Source organism: Kocuria tytonis (assembly GCF_003226895.2).
GTDB classification, from domain to species: Bacteria; Actinomycetota; Actinomycetes; order Actinomycetales; family Micrococcaceae; genus Kocuria; species Kocuria tytonis.
On the sequence record NZ_PNJG02000002.1, the window covers coordinates 555,691 to 573,614 of the forward strand.

Sequence of the window (17,924 nt, forward strand, 5' to 3'; positions counted from 1 at the left end):
CTCCTCGCGAACTGGGGGCAACCGGCACGGGAGAGTGCCTCGTCCAGCTGCACATGGTTTGCCCTGGCACCCCAGTAGCTCAGCTGTTTGCGCACAATGGGAATCAGACAGGCGGGGTGTGAAAGGTGTTCCCGGCGAAGGACGCGGACACCGCCCATGGGGCCGCACACCGCGAGCCGCTAATCTGCGAAAAACTCGAAGTCGTTCTCAGCATCCAGCTCCCGCAGCTCCTGAAATGCGGCACGCCGTGCCAGTTCGCGCTGCTGGCGCAGCTGGAGCACATCAGCACGCCGGAACCGCGCATGGGATCCGACCTTGAACGATTCGATCCGCCCCTCCCGGGCCCAGCGCAGGAGTGTGGGGCGGGAGACGCCCAGGAGATCGGCGGCCACGGTGCTCGTCAACTCCTCGGGCGTCTGGGCGATGTTCACCGAACCGTGCTCCGCGATGGCGGACAGTGCGTGGAGAAGGGTTCTCTGAACCTCCACCGGGAGTGCCACGTCGTTGCCTACGGCATCGCGAAGGACCAGGCTCGCGCCGTGCTCTGCCGGAGCCTGCGCCTCCCGCACGGTCTGGGCTGAGATGTTGATCCGTTCGGCGGTGGTTGTCATGACGTGCTCCTGGAACGCGGTAGTCACCGTTCGTGCAGTTACACAGTAACGTATTTTCACTTATAAATGAACTACAGGTGCTCTCACCCCTCCAGGTCAAGGATCTTCAGCGCCTCCTCCCGCATCTCCACTTTCCGGACCTTGCCGGTGACGGTCATGGGGAACTCCTCCACCACGTGCACGTAGCGCGGGATCTTGTGGCGGGAGATCTTCCCGTCCGCGAACTCCAGGATGGCCTCCGGGGTCAGGGCGGGAGCGCCGTCGCGCAGCCGGAGCCACACCATGAGCTCTTCGCCGTACTTCTCGCTGGGCACACCGATCACCTGGGCGTCGATGACGTCCGGGTGAGTGTAGAGGAACTCCTCCACCTCGCGCGGGTAGATGTTCTCGCCGCCGCGGATCACCATGTCCTTGATGCGCCCGGTGATCTGCGCGTAGCCGTCCTGGTCCATCACGGCGATGTCCCCGGTGTGCAGCCAGCCCTCGGGGTCGATGGCCTCGCGGGTCTTCTCCTCCTGGCCCCAGTAGCCCTTCATCACCGAGTAGCCGCGGGTGCAGAACTCGCCGGCCTGTCCGCGCGGCACGGTCTCGCCCGTGGAGGGGTCCACGATCTTGACCTCCACGTGCGGGTGCACCCGGCCCACGGTGCCCACGCGGCGGTCCAGGGAGTCGTCGGAGCGGGTCTGGAAGCTCACGGGGGAGGTCTCGGTCATGCCGTAGCAGATGGCCACCTCGCTCATGTGCATCTCGGAGATGACCTTGCGCATGACCTCCATGGGGCACGGGGACCCCGCCATCACACCGGTGCGCAGCGTGGAGAGGTCGTGGTCCCCGAAGTCCGGCAGCTCCAGCTCCGCGATGAACATGGTGGGCACCCCGTACAGGCTCGTCGCCTTCTCCTGGGCGACGGCGCGCAGCGCGGCCCGCGGGTCGAAGCCCGGCCCGGAGAGGATGATCGCGCAGCCGTGGGACGTGGCCGCGAGGTTCCCGATCACCATGCCGAAGCAGTGGTACAGCGGCGGGACCACCACGATCCGGTCCTCCGCCGTGTAGTGCAGCAGCTCCCCGATGAAGTACCCGTTGTTGAGGATGTTCCGGTGGCTGAGCGTGGCCCCCTTGGGGCGCCCTGTGGTGCCGGAGGTGTACTGGATGTTCACGGCGTCGTCGGCGTGCAGACCCGCGGCGATCGAGGCGAGCCGGGAGGTGTCCGGCTCCGTGAACAGGGCGTCCCACTCCGGGGTGCCCATGAGGACCACGTTCTTCAGTTCGGGTGCGCTGGGGCGGGCGGCCCGGAGCATGCCCGCGTAGTCGCTGCTCTTGAACGCGGGGCTGCTGATCACCGTGGAGATCCCGGCCTGGGCGAGCGCGAAGTCCACCTCGTGCTGGCGGTAGGACGGGTTGATGTTCACCAGGATCGCGCCGATCTCCGCCGCCGCGTACTGCGTGAGCACCCACTCCCACGAGTTCGGACCCCAGATGCCCACCCGGTCACCCGTGCGCACGCCCAGCCGGTCCAGCCCCGTGGCCAGGGACTGCACGTCGTGCAGGAACTCGCGGTAGTTCCAGCGCCTGCCGGCCGCCACGTCCACGAGCGCCTCGTGGTCCGGGAAGCGCTCGGCGGTCTCGTGCAGGTTCTCGCCGATGGTCTGCTCCAGCAGGGGCTGGTCGGTGGGCCCGGCGGCGTAGGACAGGGCGGGATCGGTCATCGGGTGTCTCCTTGATCGGGCGGCCGGGGAGGATCAACGCTGATCACCCCTGGGCGGGTGTCTCGAGGTGGGTGATGGGGCGCGGCGGGCTCAGTGCGCGGATGCGATGTGGTGACCCACGGTGGCCTTGAGGATCTCGTCCGTGCCGCCGAAGATCGTGAGCAGGCGCACCGCGGTGTACGCCTGGGCCACGGAGGACTCCAGGATGTAGCCGAAGCCGCCGTGCAGCTGCAGGCAGCGGTCCACCAGGTCCTTCACGGTTCCGGTGGCCTGCAGCTTCACCTTCGACGCCGCGGTCAGGTCCAGCTCCCCGCGGTTGAACCGCTCCACGCAGTGCGCCACGTACGCCTGGGACGCCTCCAGTTGCGCGCTCAGCTCCGCGAGCTCGAACTGGGTGTTCTGGAAGTCCAGGACGCGCTCGCCGAACACGTTGCGGGTGGAGACGAACTCCGCGGTCTCCGCGAGCACGCCCTCGGCAACGGCCATGGCGGCCACGGCCACGCCCAGCCGGCCCTGCGGCAGCTGCGCGGTGATCTGCTCGAGCCCCTTGCCCTCCTCGCCCACGAGGTTCTCGGCGGGCACGCGGACGTCGTCGAAGAACAGCTCGGCGGTGTCCGAGGCCTGCAGCCCCATCTTGTCCAGCTGCTTGCCCGTGGTGTAGCCCTCGTGGTCCTTCTTCTCCACCAGGAAGAGGCTGAAGCTGTCCCGGTTCCCGCGCGGGGAGGTGTCGCCGTCCGTGCGGGCCAGGACCAGGGCGGCGTCGCCCGAGATGCCGTTGCCGATGAACGTCTTCTGACCGTTGAGAACGTACTCGTCGCCGGCGCGCACGGCCTTGCTGCGCACCCCGCGCAGGTCGGAGCCCGCGCCGGGTTCGGTCCAGGCCACGCTCGTGACCATCTCCCCGCCGAGGATGGCGGGCAGCCAGCGCTGCTTCTGCTCGTCCGTGCCGTACGCGAGCAGGTGGGGCAGCACCCAGTCGTCCTGCAGGTGGAACGCGAGTCCCAGGGCCAGGTGGCCCGCGCGCACGAACTCCTCGTCCAGCACCGCCCGGAAGCGGTAGTCGGTGAGGCCCATGCCCTCGAAGTCCTCGGGCACCGCGAGGCCCAGCAGACCGGCCTCCGCGGCCTGGTTCCAGATGCCACGGTCCATCATGTGGTCGGCGTGCCACTGCGCGTAGTGCGGGGCCACCTCCCGCTCGTTGAACTCGCGCGCCACCGAGCGGAACTCCTCGTGCGCTTCGTCGTAGAAACCGTCGATCATGGGGTCGCCTTTCGTGAGGGTGGGATGTCCAGCGCCAGCCGGGCCATCTCCTTGAGCACCGCACTGACCTGCTCGTCCGGGCTCGCGGTGCGTGCCCGCGAGTACGCGGTGGAGTTGATCAGGCCGATCACCGCGAAGGCCCGGGTGGTGTGGTCCTGCAGGGGTCGTTCCGGCTGCAGCGTGCGCAGCACCTCGCGCCACTCGGTCAGGTAGCGCCGCTGGACGTCACGCACGCGGTGGCGGGTCCTCTGTTCGAGCGATCCGAAGTCCCGCTCGTGCACCCGGATCAGCGCGGAGTCCGCCAGCGCGAAGTCCACGTGGAAGGAGATCAGCTCCGCGAGCGCCTCGGGGGTGTCCCCGTGCCGTTCGCGGATCGCACGGCCGCCGGAGAGCAGCCGCGTGGAGATCCCCTCGAGCAGCTCCGCCAGGATCTCCTGCTTGCTCTCGAAGTGCCGGTACACCCCCGGCCCGGAGATCCCCGCCCGCTCGCCGATGCTCTGCAGGGACACGGCCCGGTAGCCGTGGCGCGCGAAGAGCTCGGCGGCGGCGTCGAGAATCCGACGACGTCGCTCGCTCTTGGCCTGCTCGCGGGGCGTCCCTGCCACGGACCCTCCTTGGTGTCCCGCCCGCGCCCGGGCCCCGGGGCGGCCGTGGGGTGGGGCGTGGACAACGGTGATGCGCATCACTATAGTCCATCCTAGTTATCGAGCATTAACTGAAATTGGCCGAAGGGACGACATGGCTTTCCTCACGAGCGCGCTCGACCGCGATGCCGCCGCGTTCCGCAGCAACGGCGAGACCAACGCCCGGCTGCGGGACGAGCTGCGTGAGCGCACCGCGAAGGCGGCCCTGGGCGGTCCCGCGAAGAGCCGTGAACGCCACCGCTCCCGCGGCAAGCTGCTGCCCCGCGAGCGCGTGGCGCGGCTGCTGGACGAGGGCTCCCCGTTTCTGGAGATCGGCGCCCTGGCCGCGGAGGACATGTACGACGGCGCGTGCCCGGCCGCCGGGGTCATCGCCGGGATCGGCATGGTCCGGGGGCGCCTCGTGGTGGTGGTGTGCAACGACGCCACCGTCAAGGGCGGCGCGTACTACCCCATGACCGTCAAGAAGCACCTGCGGGCCCAGGAGATCGCGGCGGAGAACCGGCTGCCGTGCGTGTACCTGGTGGACTCCGGCGGGGCGTTCCTGCCAATGCAGGACGACGTGTTCCCGGACCGCGAGCACTTCGGGCGGATCTTCTACAACCAGGCGAACCTCTCCGCCCGGGGCATCCCGCAGATCTCCGCCGTGCTCGGTTCGTGCACCGCCGGTGGCGCCTACGTGCCCGCGATGAGCGACGAGACCGTGATCGTGCGCAACCAGGGCACCATCTTCCTGGGCGGCCCGCCGCTGGTGAAGGCGGCCATCGGGGAGGAGGTGACCCCGGAGGAGCTGGGCGGCGGTGAGCTGCACACCCTCACCTCCGGTGTGACCGACCACCTCGCGGAGAACGACGAGCACGCCCTGGAGATCGTCCGGGACGTCGTGGGCACCCTGCCCGAGCAGAAGACCGTGGCGTGGGACGTGATCGCCGCCCGTGAGCCGGACCTGGACGTCTCGGACCTGGCCGGCATCATCCCCGCGGACGTCAACGGCTCCTACGACGTGCGGGAGGTCATCGGGCGGATCGTGGACGGCAGCGAGTTCCACGAGTTCAAGAGGGACTACGGCACCACGCTGGTCACGGGTTTCGCGCACCTCGACGGGCACCCCGTGGGGATCGTGGCGAACAACGGCATCCTCTTCTCCGAGGCCGCGCTGAAGGGCGCACACTTCATCGAGCTGTGCGACCAGCGCGGTGTGCCCCTGGTCTTCCTGCAGAACATCACGGGCTTCATGGTGGGCCGGGACGCCGAGGCCGGGGGCATCGCCAAGAACGGCGCCAAGATGGTCACCTCGGTGGCCTCCACCCGGGTCCCCAAGTTCACGGTGGTGGTGGGCGGGTCCTTCGGCGCCGGCAACTACTCGATGTGCGGGCGCGCGTACTCCCCGCGGTTCCTGTTCATGTGGCCCAACGCCCGGATCTCCGTGATGGGTGGCCCGCAGGCGGCGTCCGTGCTGTCCACGGTCAAGAAGGACCAGCTGGCGGCGCGCGGGGAGCAGATGGCCCCGGAGGAGCAGGAGCGCTTCGAGGCGCCCATCCGCGAGCAGTTCGAGTCCCAGGGCAACCCGTACTACTCCACGGCCCGGCTGTGGGACGACGGTGTGATCGCCCCCGAGGACACCCGCCGCGTGCTGGCCATGGCCCTGTCCGCGGCCTCCCTGCAACCCCTTCCCGACCCGGGCTTCGGCCTCTTCCGGATGTAGGAGCCCCGACCATGTTCTCCACCGTGCTCGTCGCCAACCGAGGCGAGATCGCCGTGCGCGTGATGCGCACCCTGCGTGCCATGGGCATCCGCTCCGTGGCCGTCCACTCCGATGCCGACGCCGGGGCCCGCCACGTGCAGGAGGCGGACGTGGCCGTGCGGATCGGTCCCGCGGCCGCCGCCGAGAGCTACCTGGACATTGACGCCGTCCTGGCCGCCGCGCGTGAGACGGGTGCGGAGGCCATCCACCCCGGCTACGGGTTCCTGGCCGAGAACGTGGCCTTCGCCCGCGCATGCACCGCCGCGGGGATCGCGTTCATCGGCCCCCGGGAGCGCGCCCTGGAGATCATGGGGGACAAGATCGCCTCCAAGCTGCAGGTCGCGGACCACGGCGTCCCCCTGGTGCAGGGCGTCTCCGAGCCCGGTCTCACGGACGAGCAGCTCGTGGCGGCCGCGGCGGACATGCCGTTCCCCGTGCTCATCAAGCCCTCCGCCGGTGGCGGCGGCAAGGGCATGCACGTGGTCGAGCGGTATGAGGACCTCGCCGAGGCCCTGCCCGCCGCACGCCGCGTGGCCAGGCAGAGCTTCGGGGACGACACCCTGCTGATCGAGCAGCTCGTGGCCACCCCGCGCCACATCGAGGTGCAGGTCCTCGCGGACACCCACGGCCACGTGATCCACCTGGGGGAGCGGGAGTGCTCGCTGCAGCGCCGCCACCAGAAGGTGATCGAGGAGGCGCCGTCCGCCCTGCTGGACGCCGCCACGCGCGAGCGCATCGGCGAGGCCGCCGTGGCCGCCGCGAAGGCCGTGGACTACGTGGGCGCGGGCACCGTGGAGTTCCTGGTCTCGGACCGGGACCCGGACACCTTCTACTTCATGGAGATGAACACCCGCCTGCAGGTGGAGCACCCCGTGACCGAGCTGGTCACGGGCGTGGACCTCGTGGAGTGGCAGGTGCGGATCGCGGACGGTGAGCACCTCACGCTCACCCAGGAGGACGTCCGCCTGGACGGCCACGCCGTGGAGGCGCGTGTCTACGCCGAGAACCCCGAGCGGGGCTTCCTGCCCACCGAGGGCACCGTGGTGGCGCTGCGGGACCCCACCGGCCCGGGCGTGCGTGTGGACTCCGGCATCATGACGGGTCAGCGCGTGGGCCTGGACTACGACCCCATGCTCGCCAAGGTCATCGCCCACGGCCCGGACCGCCGCACCGCGCTGCAGCGGCTCGGCGCGGCCCTGGAGGACACCGTGATCCTGGGTGTGGGCACCAACGTGGAGTACCTGCACATGCTGCTCACGGACGAGGACGTGGTGGCCGGGCGCATGGACACCGGCCTGATCGAGCGCAAGCTGCCGGAGCTGCAGTTCTCCCGGCCGGACGCCTACCTGGAGGCGCTCGCCGCCCACGTGGGTCTCAGCACCCAGGACGACGACGCCGCCCGCGCGCGTTCCCTGCCGGGCGCCCACCACGGTGCGGGGACCGGCACGGATCCCGTGGTCCCCGCCGGGGTCGAGGGGAACGGGCCGGTCAATGGGAGCCCCGCCGCCGACTTCGCCGGCCACCGGGACCGGCTGGCGGCGCGCCGCATCGGCGGCACCGCGTGGCGCGCGGACGGCTTCTCCGCCACCACCGCCCTGCCCGGTCCGGCGCCGTTCGAGGCGGATGCGGCGCGCAACGTCGTGACCGCCGTAGGAGCCGGGAACCCGGACACCGCCGAGGGGCGCACGGTGCACGTGAGCGAGGGTGCGGCGTCGTTCGAGATCCCCGTGCGGACCCGCACCGGGGCCGTGCAGGCGCAGCTGGCGCGGATCGAGCGCGAGGTGCACGCGGGCGGACCGGAACTGCGCTCACCCATGCCGGGCACCGTGGTGGCGGTGCTGGCCGAGACCGGCGAGCACGTGGCGGAGGGCCGCACCGTGGTCTCGGTGGAGGCCATGAAGATGGAGCACCCGATCACCGCCACCCTGCCCGGGACCGTGACGGTCCTGGTGGGCGTGGGGGACCGCGTGAAGGTGGACCAGGTGGTCGCCACGATCGAGACTGACACCCCCGAGAACGCGGACGGAGCGGCCCCCGCCGGATAGCCCGCGGCGCCGGGCACGCCCGCACGGCGCGACGGACCGGCCCCCGCGGCCGCCACCACGACGAGACAGCAGACCCCACCGGCCGAGCACCCCTCGACCGCCCACACGGAGGAACAGCCATGAGTGAGAACACCGAACTGAACACGTTCGAACTGTCCGAGGAGTACCAGGCGCTCTCGGACGCGGTGCGCGAGTTCGCGGACGAGGAGATCGCCCCGGTCTCCGCGAAGCACGACGAGGAGCACTCGTTCCCGTACGAGATCCAGTCCCAGATGGCGGAGATGGGCCTGTTCGGGCTGCCCTTCCCGGAGGAGTACGGCGGACAGGGCGGTGACTACTTCGCGCTGTGCCTGGCCCTGGAGCAGATCGCCCGCGTGGACCAGTCCGTGGCCATCACCCTGGAGGCCGGCGTGTCCCTGGGTGCCATGCCCGTGTACCTCTTCGGTACCGAGGAGCAGAAGCAGCAGTGGCTGCCGCAACTCGCGAGCGGCCAGGCGCTCGCCGGGTTCGGGCTCACCGAGCCGGAGGCCGGGTCCGACGCCGGCGGCACCCGCACCCGCGCGGAGCTCAAGGACGGCAACTGGGTGATCAACGGCGGCAAGGAGTTCATCACCAACTCCGGCACGGACATCACCACGCTCGTGACCGTCACCGCGGTCACGGGCACCACCACCACGTCGGACGGCCGGGAGAAGAAGGAGATCTCCACCATCCTGGTCCCCACGGACACCCCGGGCTTCACCGCGCAGAAGGCGTACAACAAGGTGGGCTGGAACGCCTCCGACACCCACCCCCTCACGTTCGAGGACGTCACCGTCCCGGAGGCCAACCTGCTGGGTCAGCAGGGCCGCGGCTACGCGAACTTCCTGCGGATCCTGGACGAGGGCCGCATCGCGATCGCCGCGCTGTCCACGGGTGCCGCGCAGGGCTGCCTGGAGGAGGCCATCCGCTACGCCACCGAGCGCGAGCAGTTCGGCCGCTCGATCGGCAAGAACCAGGCGATCGCGTTCAAGATCGCCCGGATGCGCGCCCGCGTGCACCAGGCCCGCCTGGCCTACTACGACGCCGCGTCCCGCATGCTCAAGGGCAAGCCGTTCAAGACGGAGGCCGCGATCGCCAAGCTTGTGGCCGGTGAGGCCGCGATGGACAACGCCCGGGACGCCACCCAGGTGTTCGGCGGCTACGGCTTCATCAACGAGTTCCGGGTGGCCCGCCACTACCGCGACTCCAAGATCCTGGAGGTGGGCGAGGGCACCACGGAGGTCCAGCTCATGCTGATCGCCCGCGAGCTGGGTCTGTGACCGGGGCTCCGGGCACCACGTCACCCGAGCACGACTGAACGCGCCGCCCCCTCCGGGGCGCACCGGCAAGGAGAACCGCATGGCCAAGGTCATCGAGCAGCGCGGGCTGTACTTCGACGAGTTCGAGGTGGGCGCCGTGTACAAGCACGCCCCCGGGCGCACCGTCACGGAGGCGGACAACGTCCTGTTCACCACCCTCACCATGAACACGCAGTCCCTGCACCTGGACGCCGCGTGGAGCGAGCGCCAGGAGTTCGGGGAGCGGCTGGTGAACTCCATGATGACGCTGTCGATCATCGTGGGCGCGTCCGTCGCGCAGCTCACGCAGGGCACGATCGTGGCGAACCTGGGCTTCGAGGAAGTCGCGTTCCCGCACCCCATGCACCACGGGGACACCCTCTACAGCGAGTCCGAGATCCTGGACGCGCGCCCCTCCAGGTCCCGGCCGGGCCAGGGCATCATCAGGGTCAAGCACGTGGGCCGCAACCAGGACGGCACCGTGGTGGCCACGTGCGTGCGCTCGGTGCTCATGCAGGGCGCTCCCGCGGGCGCCGGTCACCACGACGCCGCCGAGCAGGCTCCCCAGGGCGGGTCATCCGAGCCCGCGGGGACCTCCGGGGCCGGGCTTCCCGGTCGGCAGGCGCCGACCAACGCCGCGGCCCCCTCGCCGGTCGCGGACCCGACAGGGAAGGACCAGTCATGACGACCCCCACGTTCACGATGGGCCCGGCCATCCTCTTCTGCCCTGCGGACCGCCCCGAGCGCTTCGCCAAGGCGGCTGAGCGGGCGGACGCGGTGATCCTCGACCTCGAGGACGCCGTGGCCCCGGACGCCAAGCCCGCCGCGCGGGAGAACGTGCGCGCCGCGAACCTCGATCCCGCCACCACGGTGGTGCGCGTCAACGACGCCGCCTCGGAGTTCTTCGAGGCCGACCTCACCGCCCTGCAGGGCACCCCGTTCACCACCGTGATGCTCGCGAAGGTGGAGTCCGCCGAGCAGGTCCGCCGGGTCACGGACGCCCTGCCGGGCGTGCGGGTCATCGCACTGTGCGAGACGGCCGCCGGGATCGTGGCGGCGCCGGAGATCGCGGCGGCGAGCGGCGTCGTCGCCCTGATGTGGGGCGCGGAGGACCTGGTGGCGTCCCTGGGCGGGCGCTCCAGCCGCCGCCCGAACGGCTCCTACCGGGACGTGGCCGTGGCCGCGCGCGCCGCGGTGCTGCTGGCCGCGGGCGCGCACGGGAAGGCCGCGATCGACGCCGTGCACGTGGACATCGCGGACACCGAGGGTCTCGCCGCGGAGGCGGAGGACGCCGCGGGGAGCGGGTTCGCCGCCACCGCGTGCATCCACCCGGGCCAGGTGGCCGTGATCCGGGAGGCCTACCTGCCGACCGCCGAGGACGTGGACCACGCACGCCGCCTGCTCGAGGCCGCGAAGGGCGCCCCCGGCGTCTTCCGCTTCGAGGGCCACATGATCGACGGGCCGCTGCTGCGCCACGCGGAGCGCACGCTGGCCCGAGCACCCCGGACCGAGACGAGGGAGACCCCATGAGCGTGAACATCGTGGTGCCGGTGAAGTACGTGCCGGACGCACAGAAGCAGCGGCAGTTCCGGGAGGACCTGACCGTGGACCGCTCGGACGCGATCCTGTCCGAGCTGGACGAGTACCCCCTGGAGGCCGCGCTCGCCCTGCGCGAGGCCGCCCCGGAGGCGGAGGTCACCATCGTGGCCGTCACCGTGGGGCCGGACGAGGCCGCGGGCGCGGTGAAGAAGGCCCTGCAGATGGGTGCGGACGCCGCCTTCCACGTGAACGACGCCGCCCTGGCGGGCTCCGACGCGCTCGGCACCTCCGCGGTGCTCGCCGCCGCGATCCAGCACGTGGGCGAGGAGCACGGCGGCGTGGATCTGGTGCTCACGGGCCTGGCGTCCACGGACGGCGAGATGTCCGTGGTGCCCGCGATGCTCGCGGAGCGCCTGGACTTCGCGCTCGTGTCGCGGGCGGGGACCGTGGAGTGGGGCGAGGACCACAACGGTCTGGCCCTGACCCGCGCGACCGCGGACGCCACCCAGACCGTGGCGGTGTCCTTCCCCGCGGTGGTCTCCGTGACGGACCAGGCGAACGAGCCGCGCTACCCCAACTTCAAGGCGATCATGGCGGCCAAGAAGAAGCCGTCCGCGGTGCTCTCCCTCGCGGAGATCGGGGTGGACCCCACCGCCGTGGGGCGCGACGCCGCGGCCGCGTCCGTGCAGTCCGCCACCGCTCGGCCCCCGCGCGCGGCCGGGACGAAGGTGCAGGACGAGGGCGAGGCCGGGGTCCAGCTCGCGGCCTACCTGGCGGAGCAGCGCCTGCTTTGATCCCAGCGGGGCCCGGGGATGACGACCGCCCCACGGTCCCGGTTCCTGGACTGGCCCGCTCCGCTCAGCTGGCGTCCTGCTCCCTTCTCGGCGCGTGGGGGCACCGCGTTCCCGCTGCGCCCCCACGAACTGTCTCCTTCTTCCACTCCGTTCGAGAGGAAACACCATGAACGTCCTCGTAGACCTCGGCCAGACCGGCCGGCTCCGCTCCCCGGACCGCGAGGTCCTCACGCTTGCGCGCACTCTCGCCGCGGGTGGCGCGGTCACCGCCCTCACGCACGCGCCCCGCGCGGAGGACGTCGCCGCGGAGCTCGGCGGCTACGGCGTGAGCATCCTGTACGCCCCGGAGGGCGAGGCGACCGACCTGTCCCTCACGGACACCGCCCTGCTCGACGCCGCGCTGGGGGAGTCCGGCGCCACGCTGGTGCTCGGTCCCAACGACGCCGAGACCACCGACGCGTTCGCGCGGCTGGCCGTGCGCCACTCGGCGGCCGTCATCACGGACGCCGTGGGCATGGCCGCCGACCGCACCGTGACCAAGTCCGTGCTCGCGGGCGGGTACACCACCACCGCAGCGCCCACCACGGACCTGGCGTTCGTCACGCTCGCCCCCAACTCGGTGCAGGCGGAGGAGCCGGAGGAGGGCCCGGCGCCCGAGGTGAAGCCGCTGTCGGTCTCCGTCTCCGGCGCGGCGGCCACGGTGACGGGCACGCGGGAGGCGCCGGCGTCGTCGCGCCCGAAGCTCACGGAGGCCCGGGTGGTCGTGGTGGGCGGACGCGGCGTTGGCGAGAACTTCTCCCTGGTGGAGGAGCTGGCGGACGAGCTGGGTGCCGCGGTGGGTGCGTCGCGCGCGGTCGTGGACGCCGGCTGGGCGGAGCACTCCGCGCAGGTGGGGCAGACGGGCGTGACCGTGTCCCCGCAGCTGTACCTGTGCGCGGGTGTCTCCGGCGCCATCCAGCACCGGGCGGGCATGCAGACCTCGCAGACCATCGTGGCGATCAACAAGGACGAGAACGCCCAGATCTTCGACATCGCCGACTACGGCGTGGTGGGGGACCTCAACAAGGTGATCCCGCAGCTGATCGAGGCGTTGCGGGAACGCAGGGGATAGATGGGCGAGCGCGTGGCCCAGTCGTCCTGGCCACTGGTGAAGGAGGTCGGCATGGAGGCCGTTGCAACGGTCTGGCCGATCAGATGGGTGGCATGCGATGGCGCGCGGTAACCCGGTCGCAGCGGACCTGGTGCCTCCAGCCCTGGCCGGGGTGGACCTGGCGCACTACAGGTTGCTGCTGCCGCTGCGCCACGAGGAGCGCGGCGTCTACAGGCCGTGGTCTGCCTTCTTTCCCGGCGGGATGGATGCACGCGATCAGCTGCGGAGCAGTGACCTGGAGGACCTCCGGCACCGCGCACTGGAGGCAGGGCAGGACATGACCGGCTGGGACACCTGCCGAGGTGCTGTGTCCGGAGACTTCGTGCACACCCTCCGAGAGGCCCTGGGGGGTTGTGCCCCCTCAGGCCACGTGGACACTGGCCCGTTGGCGGGGCTATCGGCACGACCAGGCGGATGCGACACGAGTGACCCTGAGGGGCCTGGAGTGCGCTCAGCAGGTCCTGGACCTTGACGGCGCGATGACCAGCATTGCTGAGCTGGGAATGCCGGATTTCATGTGGTCCACCACCCGGCAGTTCGGCTGGGGCGCGCCGCTGTATCCGGATTGGGGCGTTCTCACCGTGGCTGCGGATGAATTTGTCCGGCACCTAGCCCCCCGGGGCTTCGAGACCTTCTCCGTCCCTCGTGATGCTGTCCTCCCGGACAACCTGGGGGACTAATTGCCGAAGCGTTGCTTGTAGTCCATAGGAAGTTTGGCAGGGGTGCCCGGACGAGAAAAGTCCTTCCCTGGCCTCTAGCCAGTGCCCCAGGATGGTCTATATGTGTCCTTTGCCCCTAGAACGCGCCCCGCAGATCCGTGGCGCCCGTCCCCAGGACGCCGCCGCCCTGGCCACACGCGGTAGCACCCCTCGGACTGCGCACGGGCTGCGCAGCGGTTGCCGGAGCATGCACCGGCGCTGCTCGTCACCGAAGTCACCTGTTCCGACGCCTCTTGGGTCATGGGATGGACCGGCGTCAGCCGACGCCTGTTGCAGGCGATGGTCCACGCGGTCGAGATTAGACGACGACGGGCACCTGTACAGCATGGTGAACTCCCGCAATGCGCTGTCGCTCGAGCTGCACCGGCCCTTCGGCTTAGAAATTGTCAAATCCAGGCGGTGCTACGCCAGTATCAAGTTCCACGGCGGGACGGGCGTCCTATTCGTACCACCCGGGTATCTCTAAAGGGAGGGGCTTAGTGATTTGCGGACGGCATTCCCAGTAAAATTCTCGTGCCGCTGAGAGTATGACCGACGTGGAGAGGGTTCGTAGATGCGCGCAGTCGAAAGCTGCATAGTTAGTCAGAGGCCGTCACTCGCCCATTAGCCCTCCACAGGTCAAGAACCATGTAGCGCAGAATCCTTTGGACCCAACCCTGTGCCCTCGTTGCACGGGTATTCAAACTGGAACTCGCGCTGCGGGAAGAGCCTGCTCACTGCGCGCAGGTGAACCGCATGGAGATGCGGGCATGGCGAGCCCGCCGAAGGCTTGCCTAACCTGGATCACACATGGCCGCACCCGCCGGGGTCGGGACAGCTACACCCCAGGAACGCGCATCGACACCCTGCACACGCTTCACTACAGGCATCGAGGCTCCCGCGTCGCTTCGGGTCGAAGCACTTCCTCCCAACAGCTACCGGAAACGCTTAAGCCCCATTTGGTCCATGACATACAATGTGCTATATTGTATGTCATGAGGGCGACACATGGCTGATAGCGTTACAACCACAATTCGAATTGACACAGAAATCAAGCAGCAGGCGACTGACCTGTTTGATGAGCTTGGGATCACCATGTCCGCAGCCATCACGAGTTTCTTGAAAGCCGCCATTCGAGAACAAGGGATGCCCTTCGAGTTGAAAATTGCAACAGATAAAACTTCGGGCGATACCGCAAACTCGGCCCTGAATAGCGCCTTCATCGCCCGCAAAGACGAATTCTACACGGACTATGGAGACATCGAAGCAGAGGTCAGCAACTACCCTGATGCATTCGAGGGCAAAGTAGTTTTGTGCAACTGTGACGACCCATTCGAGTCTGCGTTCTTTCGATTTTTCGCCCAAAACTTTAATAACCTAGGCCTCGCAAAGCTAATTTCGACATCCTATGCTGAGTCAGCCATGGCCGGTACCGAGTACCCTCTTACGACGCCGCACCGCGCCTACAAAGCAATCGTAACCGCCGTTCCGGAGGAGCCGTTATTGTTGCCCGACGGATCGCTTGACGTGGAAAACCTCTTCACCGATAACGGTAACAGTCTAAACCAATTATTGGGTGACGGTGACTTTCGCTCTACTGAATGCGTTGAACTGCTCGAGCAAGCCGACATTGTGGTCACTAATCCACCGTTCAGTCTATTTCGAGACTATATGCGATGCCTGGTTGCCAAGAACAAGCAGTTCCTCGTCCTGGGAAATATGAACGCGGCAACAACCCGCGACATATTCCCGTTGTTCCGTGACGGGAAGGCATGGTACGGACCATCGATCCGTTCTGGTGACCGCAAATTTTACGTCCCCGACTCCTATCCCCTTCACGCTGCGGGTTGCGGCGTGGACCAAAACGGCAGAAAATTTATTCGCGTCAAGGGTGTCCGTTGGTTCACAAACTTAGATCATGAGGCGCTTCACGCAGGCCTGGAACTCACGCACACCTACAGCTCAGAAACAAATCCCGTGTACGACAATTATGACGCTATAGAAGTTCCCCGAACGAAGCACATTCCGATGGACTACGGTGGAATCATGGGAGTCCCCATCACCTTTCTAGATAGTTACAGCCCTGACCAATTCGACATCCTTATGTTGGCTAACGGCAACGCCAGGACCAACACGAGTGAGAGAGTGCTGGGCGAGGCCCGCTACTCACGCCACCCAGATGACCGTGGCGGTGTCGCAATGCTGAATGGACGGCGCTCCTATGCGCGCATCCTCATTAGGAAGCGAAAGTAAATGAGTGCGAGTAAGCTGCGAGTAGCATGCGCGTATCAGGGTGGAAAGCAGCGAGTCGCTGAACAGATTGCTCGGTCACTGATCGCGGCAAGCCCAAGCCGGGACGCGACGTTCTACGACCTATGTTGTGGGTCGGGCGCTATCTCCATTGAGCTAGTCAACCAGGGCGTTAGACCATCACAGATCGTCATGCTGGACCTCAGCCCCTGGGCTGCGTTTTGGCAAGCCATCGGGAACAGCACCTTTAATATGGATGTGTTCGTGAGCATACTCGACGCGATTCCCGACGATAAGCGCGCCGTCAAAGCGCACATGGCGCGCATTGCTGCCGAACCAGTTGGCCAATATGAAGCGGAAACCTACCCGGTGCTCCAATCATGCTCTTTCGGCGGGAAGCAAATTTGGCAGCACAACGGGATGTGGGAGAACGCGTTCTTTCGAGACTACTGGGTTCCCACCGCCACTAGCGTGCGCCGCAGTCCCGCTAACCCAATGCAGCCTTCCGTACAAGAACTCCGCAGGCGCATTGAAGCCCTGGCCTCCGGGATGCAAGGACTCACTTGTTTGCGGGCCGACATTGTTACGGTTCTTCAAATCGCGATTCCGAAGAACGCGGTGATCTATATCGATCCGCCTTATGCTCAGACAACAGGGTACGGCTACACATTCGAGGTCAAATCTGTCATTGAAGGAATTCGCGCGCGAAATTCGGTCCCGATCTTTGTGTCTGAGGGCCGCAAACTCGGTGAAAATGCGCGTCTACTAACCTTCGGTGGGGCAAAAGGCGGAATTAGCGGCGCGAAGACGGGCAAACATGAGGAGTGGCTAAATTATTTCCCTTGAGTTTTCCCCGCCCGCCGCTCGAGATTCTGGGGTCCAGATCACACCAACCGGCTTCGGGGGACGCAGCTGTCCAGTGTCAGCGTTTTTGCCATTCCACCCCAGCAGGTGCGATCGGTGTTGAATATTTAGCAATTCATGTGCAGGGTAAACGTCAATCTGGTAGTAGTGACTGTCCAATTTTGTAAATGCCATAATCTTCTCCTTCAAGCCACCATTGTTCTTAATGGCTTCCGTCAATTTACTCCCAGTTTCATCTTTGCCGTTCAGCTGTAGCCGCCACGAACCGTTTGGGCGCTTACCCTTGTTGGTGGCGTCTGGGAAAACAATGTTGCTCCCGTAGTAGTCCACTCCCTCATAATTAAGAATGGGATGTCGTACGAGGGACCTGGCAGATGGGTCCACCCCGAAGTACTCTACGAAGCCGATCATGTAGCCTTTCGACGTGCCTTCAAACGGTGTCCCCGATGCATCCATATTATTTTCCAGACGGCACTTCATGGATAGATCCACCTGGTTTCCCGATCCGCTCGTGATTGACCGCAGATAAATCCAAAAGACCGAGCCAATCGGAACACCAGCCTCAACATCTTCCTCTGTGCGCACGTCCACACATTGATCGCCAGATTCTTTCTGAATTTTCAGAGGTTTTTCGTAAGGTGAGGCAAGGGTTGGAATGCCCTTGCCGAATAGTGGTGCTCCTCGTTTTCGAGCGCCCGAACCTCTGTGGTGAGATTTCTGCTCCTCCCGAAGCGCCGTTTCGCTTTTAATGTACCCAGCCACCAAGAGCTCTTGTATGTCCTCTTCGCTTTCGAGGGCGCGGTACGAATCGTCCGCAGACCGAAGAGACGCTACGTACGAGTCGATATCCAGAGATATTGGCGCGGGCTCCTCCGAGCTGTGGGTAACAATAAGTGAGCTTTCTATGTTTGTCCAAAGACCGCCAGCGGTCAGGTTACTTGACCCCACGATTAGACTTGTGTCGCGCTGGCCGAGGAAACAATACATTTTTGGGTGAAATGTTTGATTACCCTCTGCATGAAAAACACTGAGTGAATCGCACTGCCGATATAGCTCTTTCAGGCCCTCATAAGAGGTCCCATCCAAGTCAATTCCACAGGTCACTTCGACTTGACCACCTCTAGCGCGGAAACTGTCGAGATAGGGCGCAAGGCGCTTAATCCCTGCCTCGCGAGCGAATGCCACCACAAATTTTGCTCTGTCGAAACGCTGGGAGTTTAGGAACGAAATGACCCGCTCCCCAACATGTCCGCTAATTGGCTGATGAATAAGTTCCATGAACACCACCTTATGCGCAAAGGGC

General features: G+C 66.9%; 14 protein-coding genes. 9 read left to right on the forward strand and 5 right to left on the reverse strand.

The window, feature by feature from the left end; genetic code table 11:
* Positions 1-179 precede the first annotated feature (179 nt).
* From C1C97_RS08420 to C1C97_RS08435, 4 genes are all read right to left on the reverse strand, one after another.
* A complete protein-coding gene (locus C1C97_RS08420; RefSeq protein ID WP_121031470.1) occupies positions 180-611 on the reverse strand; it encodes a helix-turn-helix domain-containing protein in 432 nt (143 codons plus the stop codon).
* An 83-nt stretch (positions 612-694) separates the two neighbouring features.
* The gene (locus C1C97_RS08425; RefSeq protein ID WP_121031186.1) at positions 695-2,317 is read right to left on the reverse strand and encodes an AMP-binding protein; all 1,623 of its coding nucleotides are present in this window, start codon (positions 2,315-2,317) and stop codon (positions 695-697) included.
* A gap of 90 nt (positions 2,318-2,407) precedes the next feature.
* Complete coding sequence (locus C1C97_RS08430; RefSeq protein ID WP_121031188.1) at positions 2,408-3,577, reverse strand: acyl-CoA dehydrogenase family protein; 1,170 nt, start codon at positions 3,575-3,577, stop codon at positions 2,408-2,410.
* Positions 3,574-4,182 (reverse strand): TetR/AcrR family transcriptional regulator, encoded by a 609-nt coding sequence (locus C1C97_RS08435; RefSeq protein ID WP_121031190.1) that lies wholly within the window; start codon positions 4,180-4,182, stop codon positions 3,574-3,576. The genes C1C97_RS08430 and C1C97_RS08435 overlap by 4 nt, the downstream gene beginning before the upstream one ends.
* A 133-nt stretch (positions 4,183-4,315) precedes the next feature.
* Here C1C97_RS08435 and C1C97_RS08440 point away from each other — a divergent pair, with 133 nt between their 5' ends.
* The 9 genes from C1C97_RS08440 to C1C97_RS08485 all read left to right on the forward strand — a co-directional run bounded on the left by C1C97_RS08440 (position 4,316) and on the right by C1C97_RS08485 (position 16,603).
* A complete protein-coding gene (locus C1C97_RS08440) occupies positions 4,316-5,923 on the forward strand; it encodes a carboxyl transferase domain-containing protein (protein WP_199712219.1) in 1,608 nt (535 codons plus the stop codon).
* An 11-nt stretch (positions 5,924-5,934) separates the two neighbouring features.
* Positions 5,935-8,007 (forward strand): ATP-binding protein, encoded by a 2,073-nt coding sequence (locus tag C1C97_RS08445; protein WP_121031194.1) that lies wholly within the window; start codon positions 5,935-5,937, stop codon positions 8,005-8,007.
* A 137-nt stretch (positions 8,008-8,144) separates the two neighbouring features.
* Positions 8,145-9,308 (forward strand): acyl-CoA dehydrogenase family protein, encoded by a 1,164-nt coding sequence (locus C1C97_RS08450; RefSeq protein WP_110920188.1) that lies wholly within the window; start codon positions 8,145-8,147, stop codon positions 9,306-9,308.
* 79 nt (positions 9,309-9,387) lie between these two features.
* On the forward strand, positions 9,388-10,011 hold the full coding sequence (locus C1C97_RS08455; protein WP_233542839.1) for a MaoC family dehydratase: 624 nt from the start codon (positions 9,388-9,390) through the stop codon (positions 10,009-10,011).
* Positions 10,008-10,856, forward strand: a complete 849-nt coding sequence (locus tag C1C97_RS08460) for an HpcH/HpaI aldolase/citrate lyase family protein (RefSeq protein ID WP_110920180.1) — start codon at positions 10,008-10,010, stop codon at positions 10,854-10,856. Before C1C97_RS08455 ends, C1C97_RS08460 begins: the two co-directional genes overlap by 4 nt.
* A complete protein-coding gene (locus C1C97_RS08465; protein WP_110920179.1) occupies positions 10,853-11,659 on the forward strand; it encodes an electron transfer flavoprotein subunit beta/FixA family protein in 807 nt (268 codons plus the stop codon). Before C1C97_RS08460 ends, C1C97_RS08465 begins: the two co-directional genes overlap by 4 nt.
* A gap of 166 nt (positions 11,660-11,825) precedes the next feature.
* Positions 11,826-12,770, forward strand: coding sequence for an electron transfer flavoprotein subunit alpha/FixB family protein (locus tag C1C97_RS08470; RefSeq protein WP_121031196.1), 945 nt, complete (start codon positions 11,826-11,828; stop codon positions 12,768-12,770).
* 1,745 nt (positions 12,771-14,515) lie between these two features.
* Positions 14,516-15,760 carry a type II toxin-antitoxin system RelB/DinJ family antitoxin gene (locus C1C97_RS08480; protein ID WP_121031200.1) on the forward strand — a complete coding sequence of 415 codons (1,245 nt, stop codon included), beginning with the start codon at positions 14,516-14,518 and terminating at the stop codon, positions 15,758-15,760.
* Positions 15,761-16,603 carry a DNA adenine methylase gene (locus C1C97_RS08485; protein ID WP_121031201.1) on the forward strand — a complete coding sequence of 281 codons (843 nt, stop codon included), beginning with the start codon at positions 15,761-15,763 and terminating at the stop codon, positions 16,601-16,603.
* Here the strand turns inward: C1C97_RS08485 and C1C97_RS08490 are convergent.
* A complete protein-coding gene (locus tag C1C97_RS08490) occupies positions 16,586-17,899 on the reverse strand; it encodes a phospholipase D family protein (protein WP_121031203.1) in 1,314 nt (437 codons plus the stop codon). The genes C1C97_RS08485 and C1C97_RS08490 overlap by 18 nt on opposite strands.
* Positions 17,900-17,924: the final 25 nt, after the last annotated feature.

What these genes read in the sequence shown, in the direction of transcription:
- C1C97_RS08420 (WP_121031470.1), bottom strand. Translation starts at nt 611, where the DNA reads ATGACAACCACCGCCGAACGGATCAACATCTCAGCCCAGACCGTGCGG.
- C1C97_RS08425 (WP_121031186.1), bottom strand. Translation starts at nt 2,317, where the DNA reads ATGACCGATCCCGCCCTGTCCTACGCCGCCGGGCCCACCGACCAGCCC.
- C1C97_RS08430 (WP_121031188.1), bottom strand. Translation starts at nt 3,577, where the DNA reads ATGATCGACGGTTTCTACGACGAAGCGCACGAGGAGTTCCGCTCGGTG.
- C1C97_RS08440 (WP_199712219.1), top strand. Translation starts at nt 4,316, where the DNA reads ATGGCTTTCCTCACGAGCGCGCTCGACCGCGATGCCGCCGCGTTCCGC.
- C1C97_RS08445 (WP_121031194.1), top strand. Translation starts at nt 5,935, where the DNA reads ATGTTCTCCACCGTGCTCGTCGCCAACCGAGGCGAGATCGCCGTGCGC.
- C1C97_RS08455 (WP_233542839.1), top strand. Translation starts at nt 9,388, where the DNA reads ATGGCCAAGGTCATCGAGCAGCGCGGGCTGTACTTCGACGAGTTCGAG.
- C1C97_RS08460 (WP_110920180.1), top strand. Translation starts at nt 10,008, where the DNA reads ATGACGACCCCCACGTTCACGATGGGCCCGGCCATCCTCTTCTGCCCT.
- C1C97_RS08465 (WP_110920179.1), top strand. Translation starts at nt 10,853, where the DNA reads ATGAGCGTGAACATCGTGGTGCCGGTGAAGTACGTGCCGGACGCACAG.
- C1C97_RS08470 (WP_121031196.1), top strand. Translation starts at nt 11,826, where the DNA reads ATGAACGTCCTCGTAGACCTCGGCCAGACCGGCCGGCTCCGCTCCCCG.
- C1C97_RS08480 (WP_121031200.1), top strand. Translation starts at nt 14,516, where the DNA reads ATGGCTGATAGCGTTACAACCACAATTCGAATTGACACAGAAATCAAG.
- C1C97_RS08485 (WP_121031201.1), top strand. Translation starts at nt 15,761, where the DNA reads ATGAGTGCGAGTAAGCTGCGAGTAGCATGCGCGTATCAGGGTGGAAAG.
- C1C97_RS08490 (WP_121031203.1), bottom strand. Translation starts at nt 17,899, where the DNA reads ATGGAACTTATTCATCAGCCAATTAGCGGACATGTTGGGGAGCGGGTC.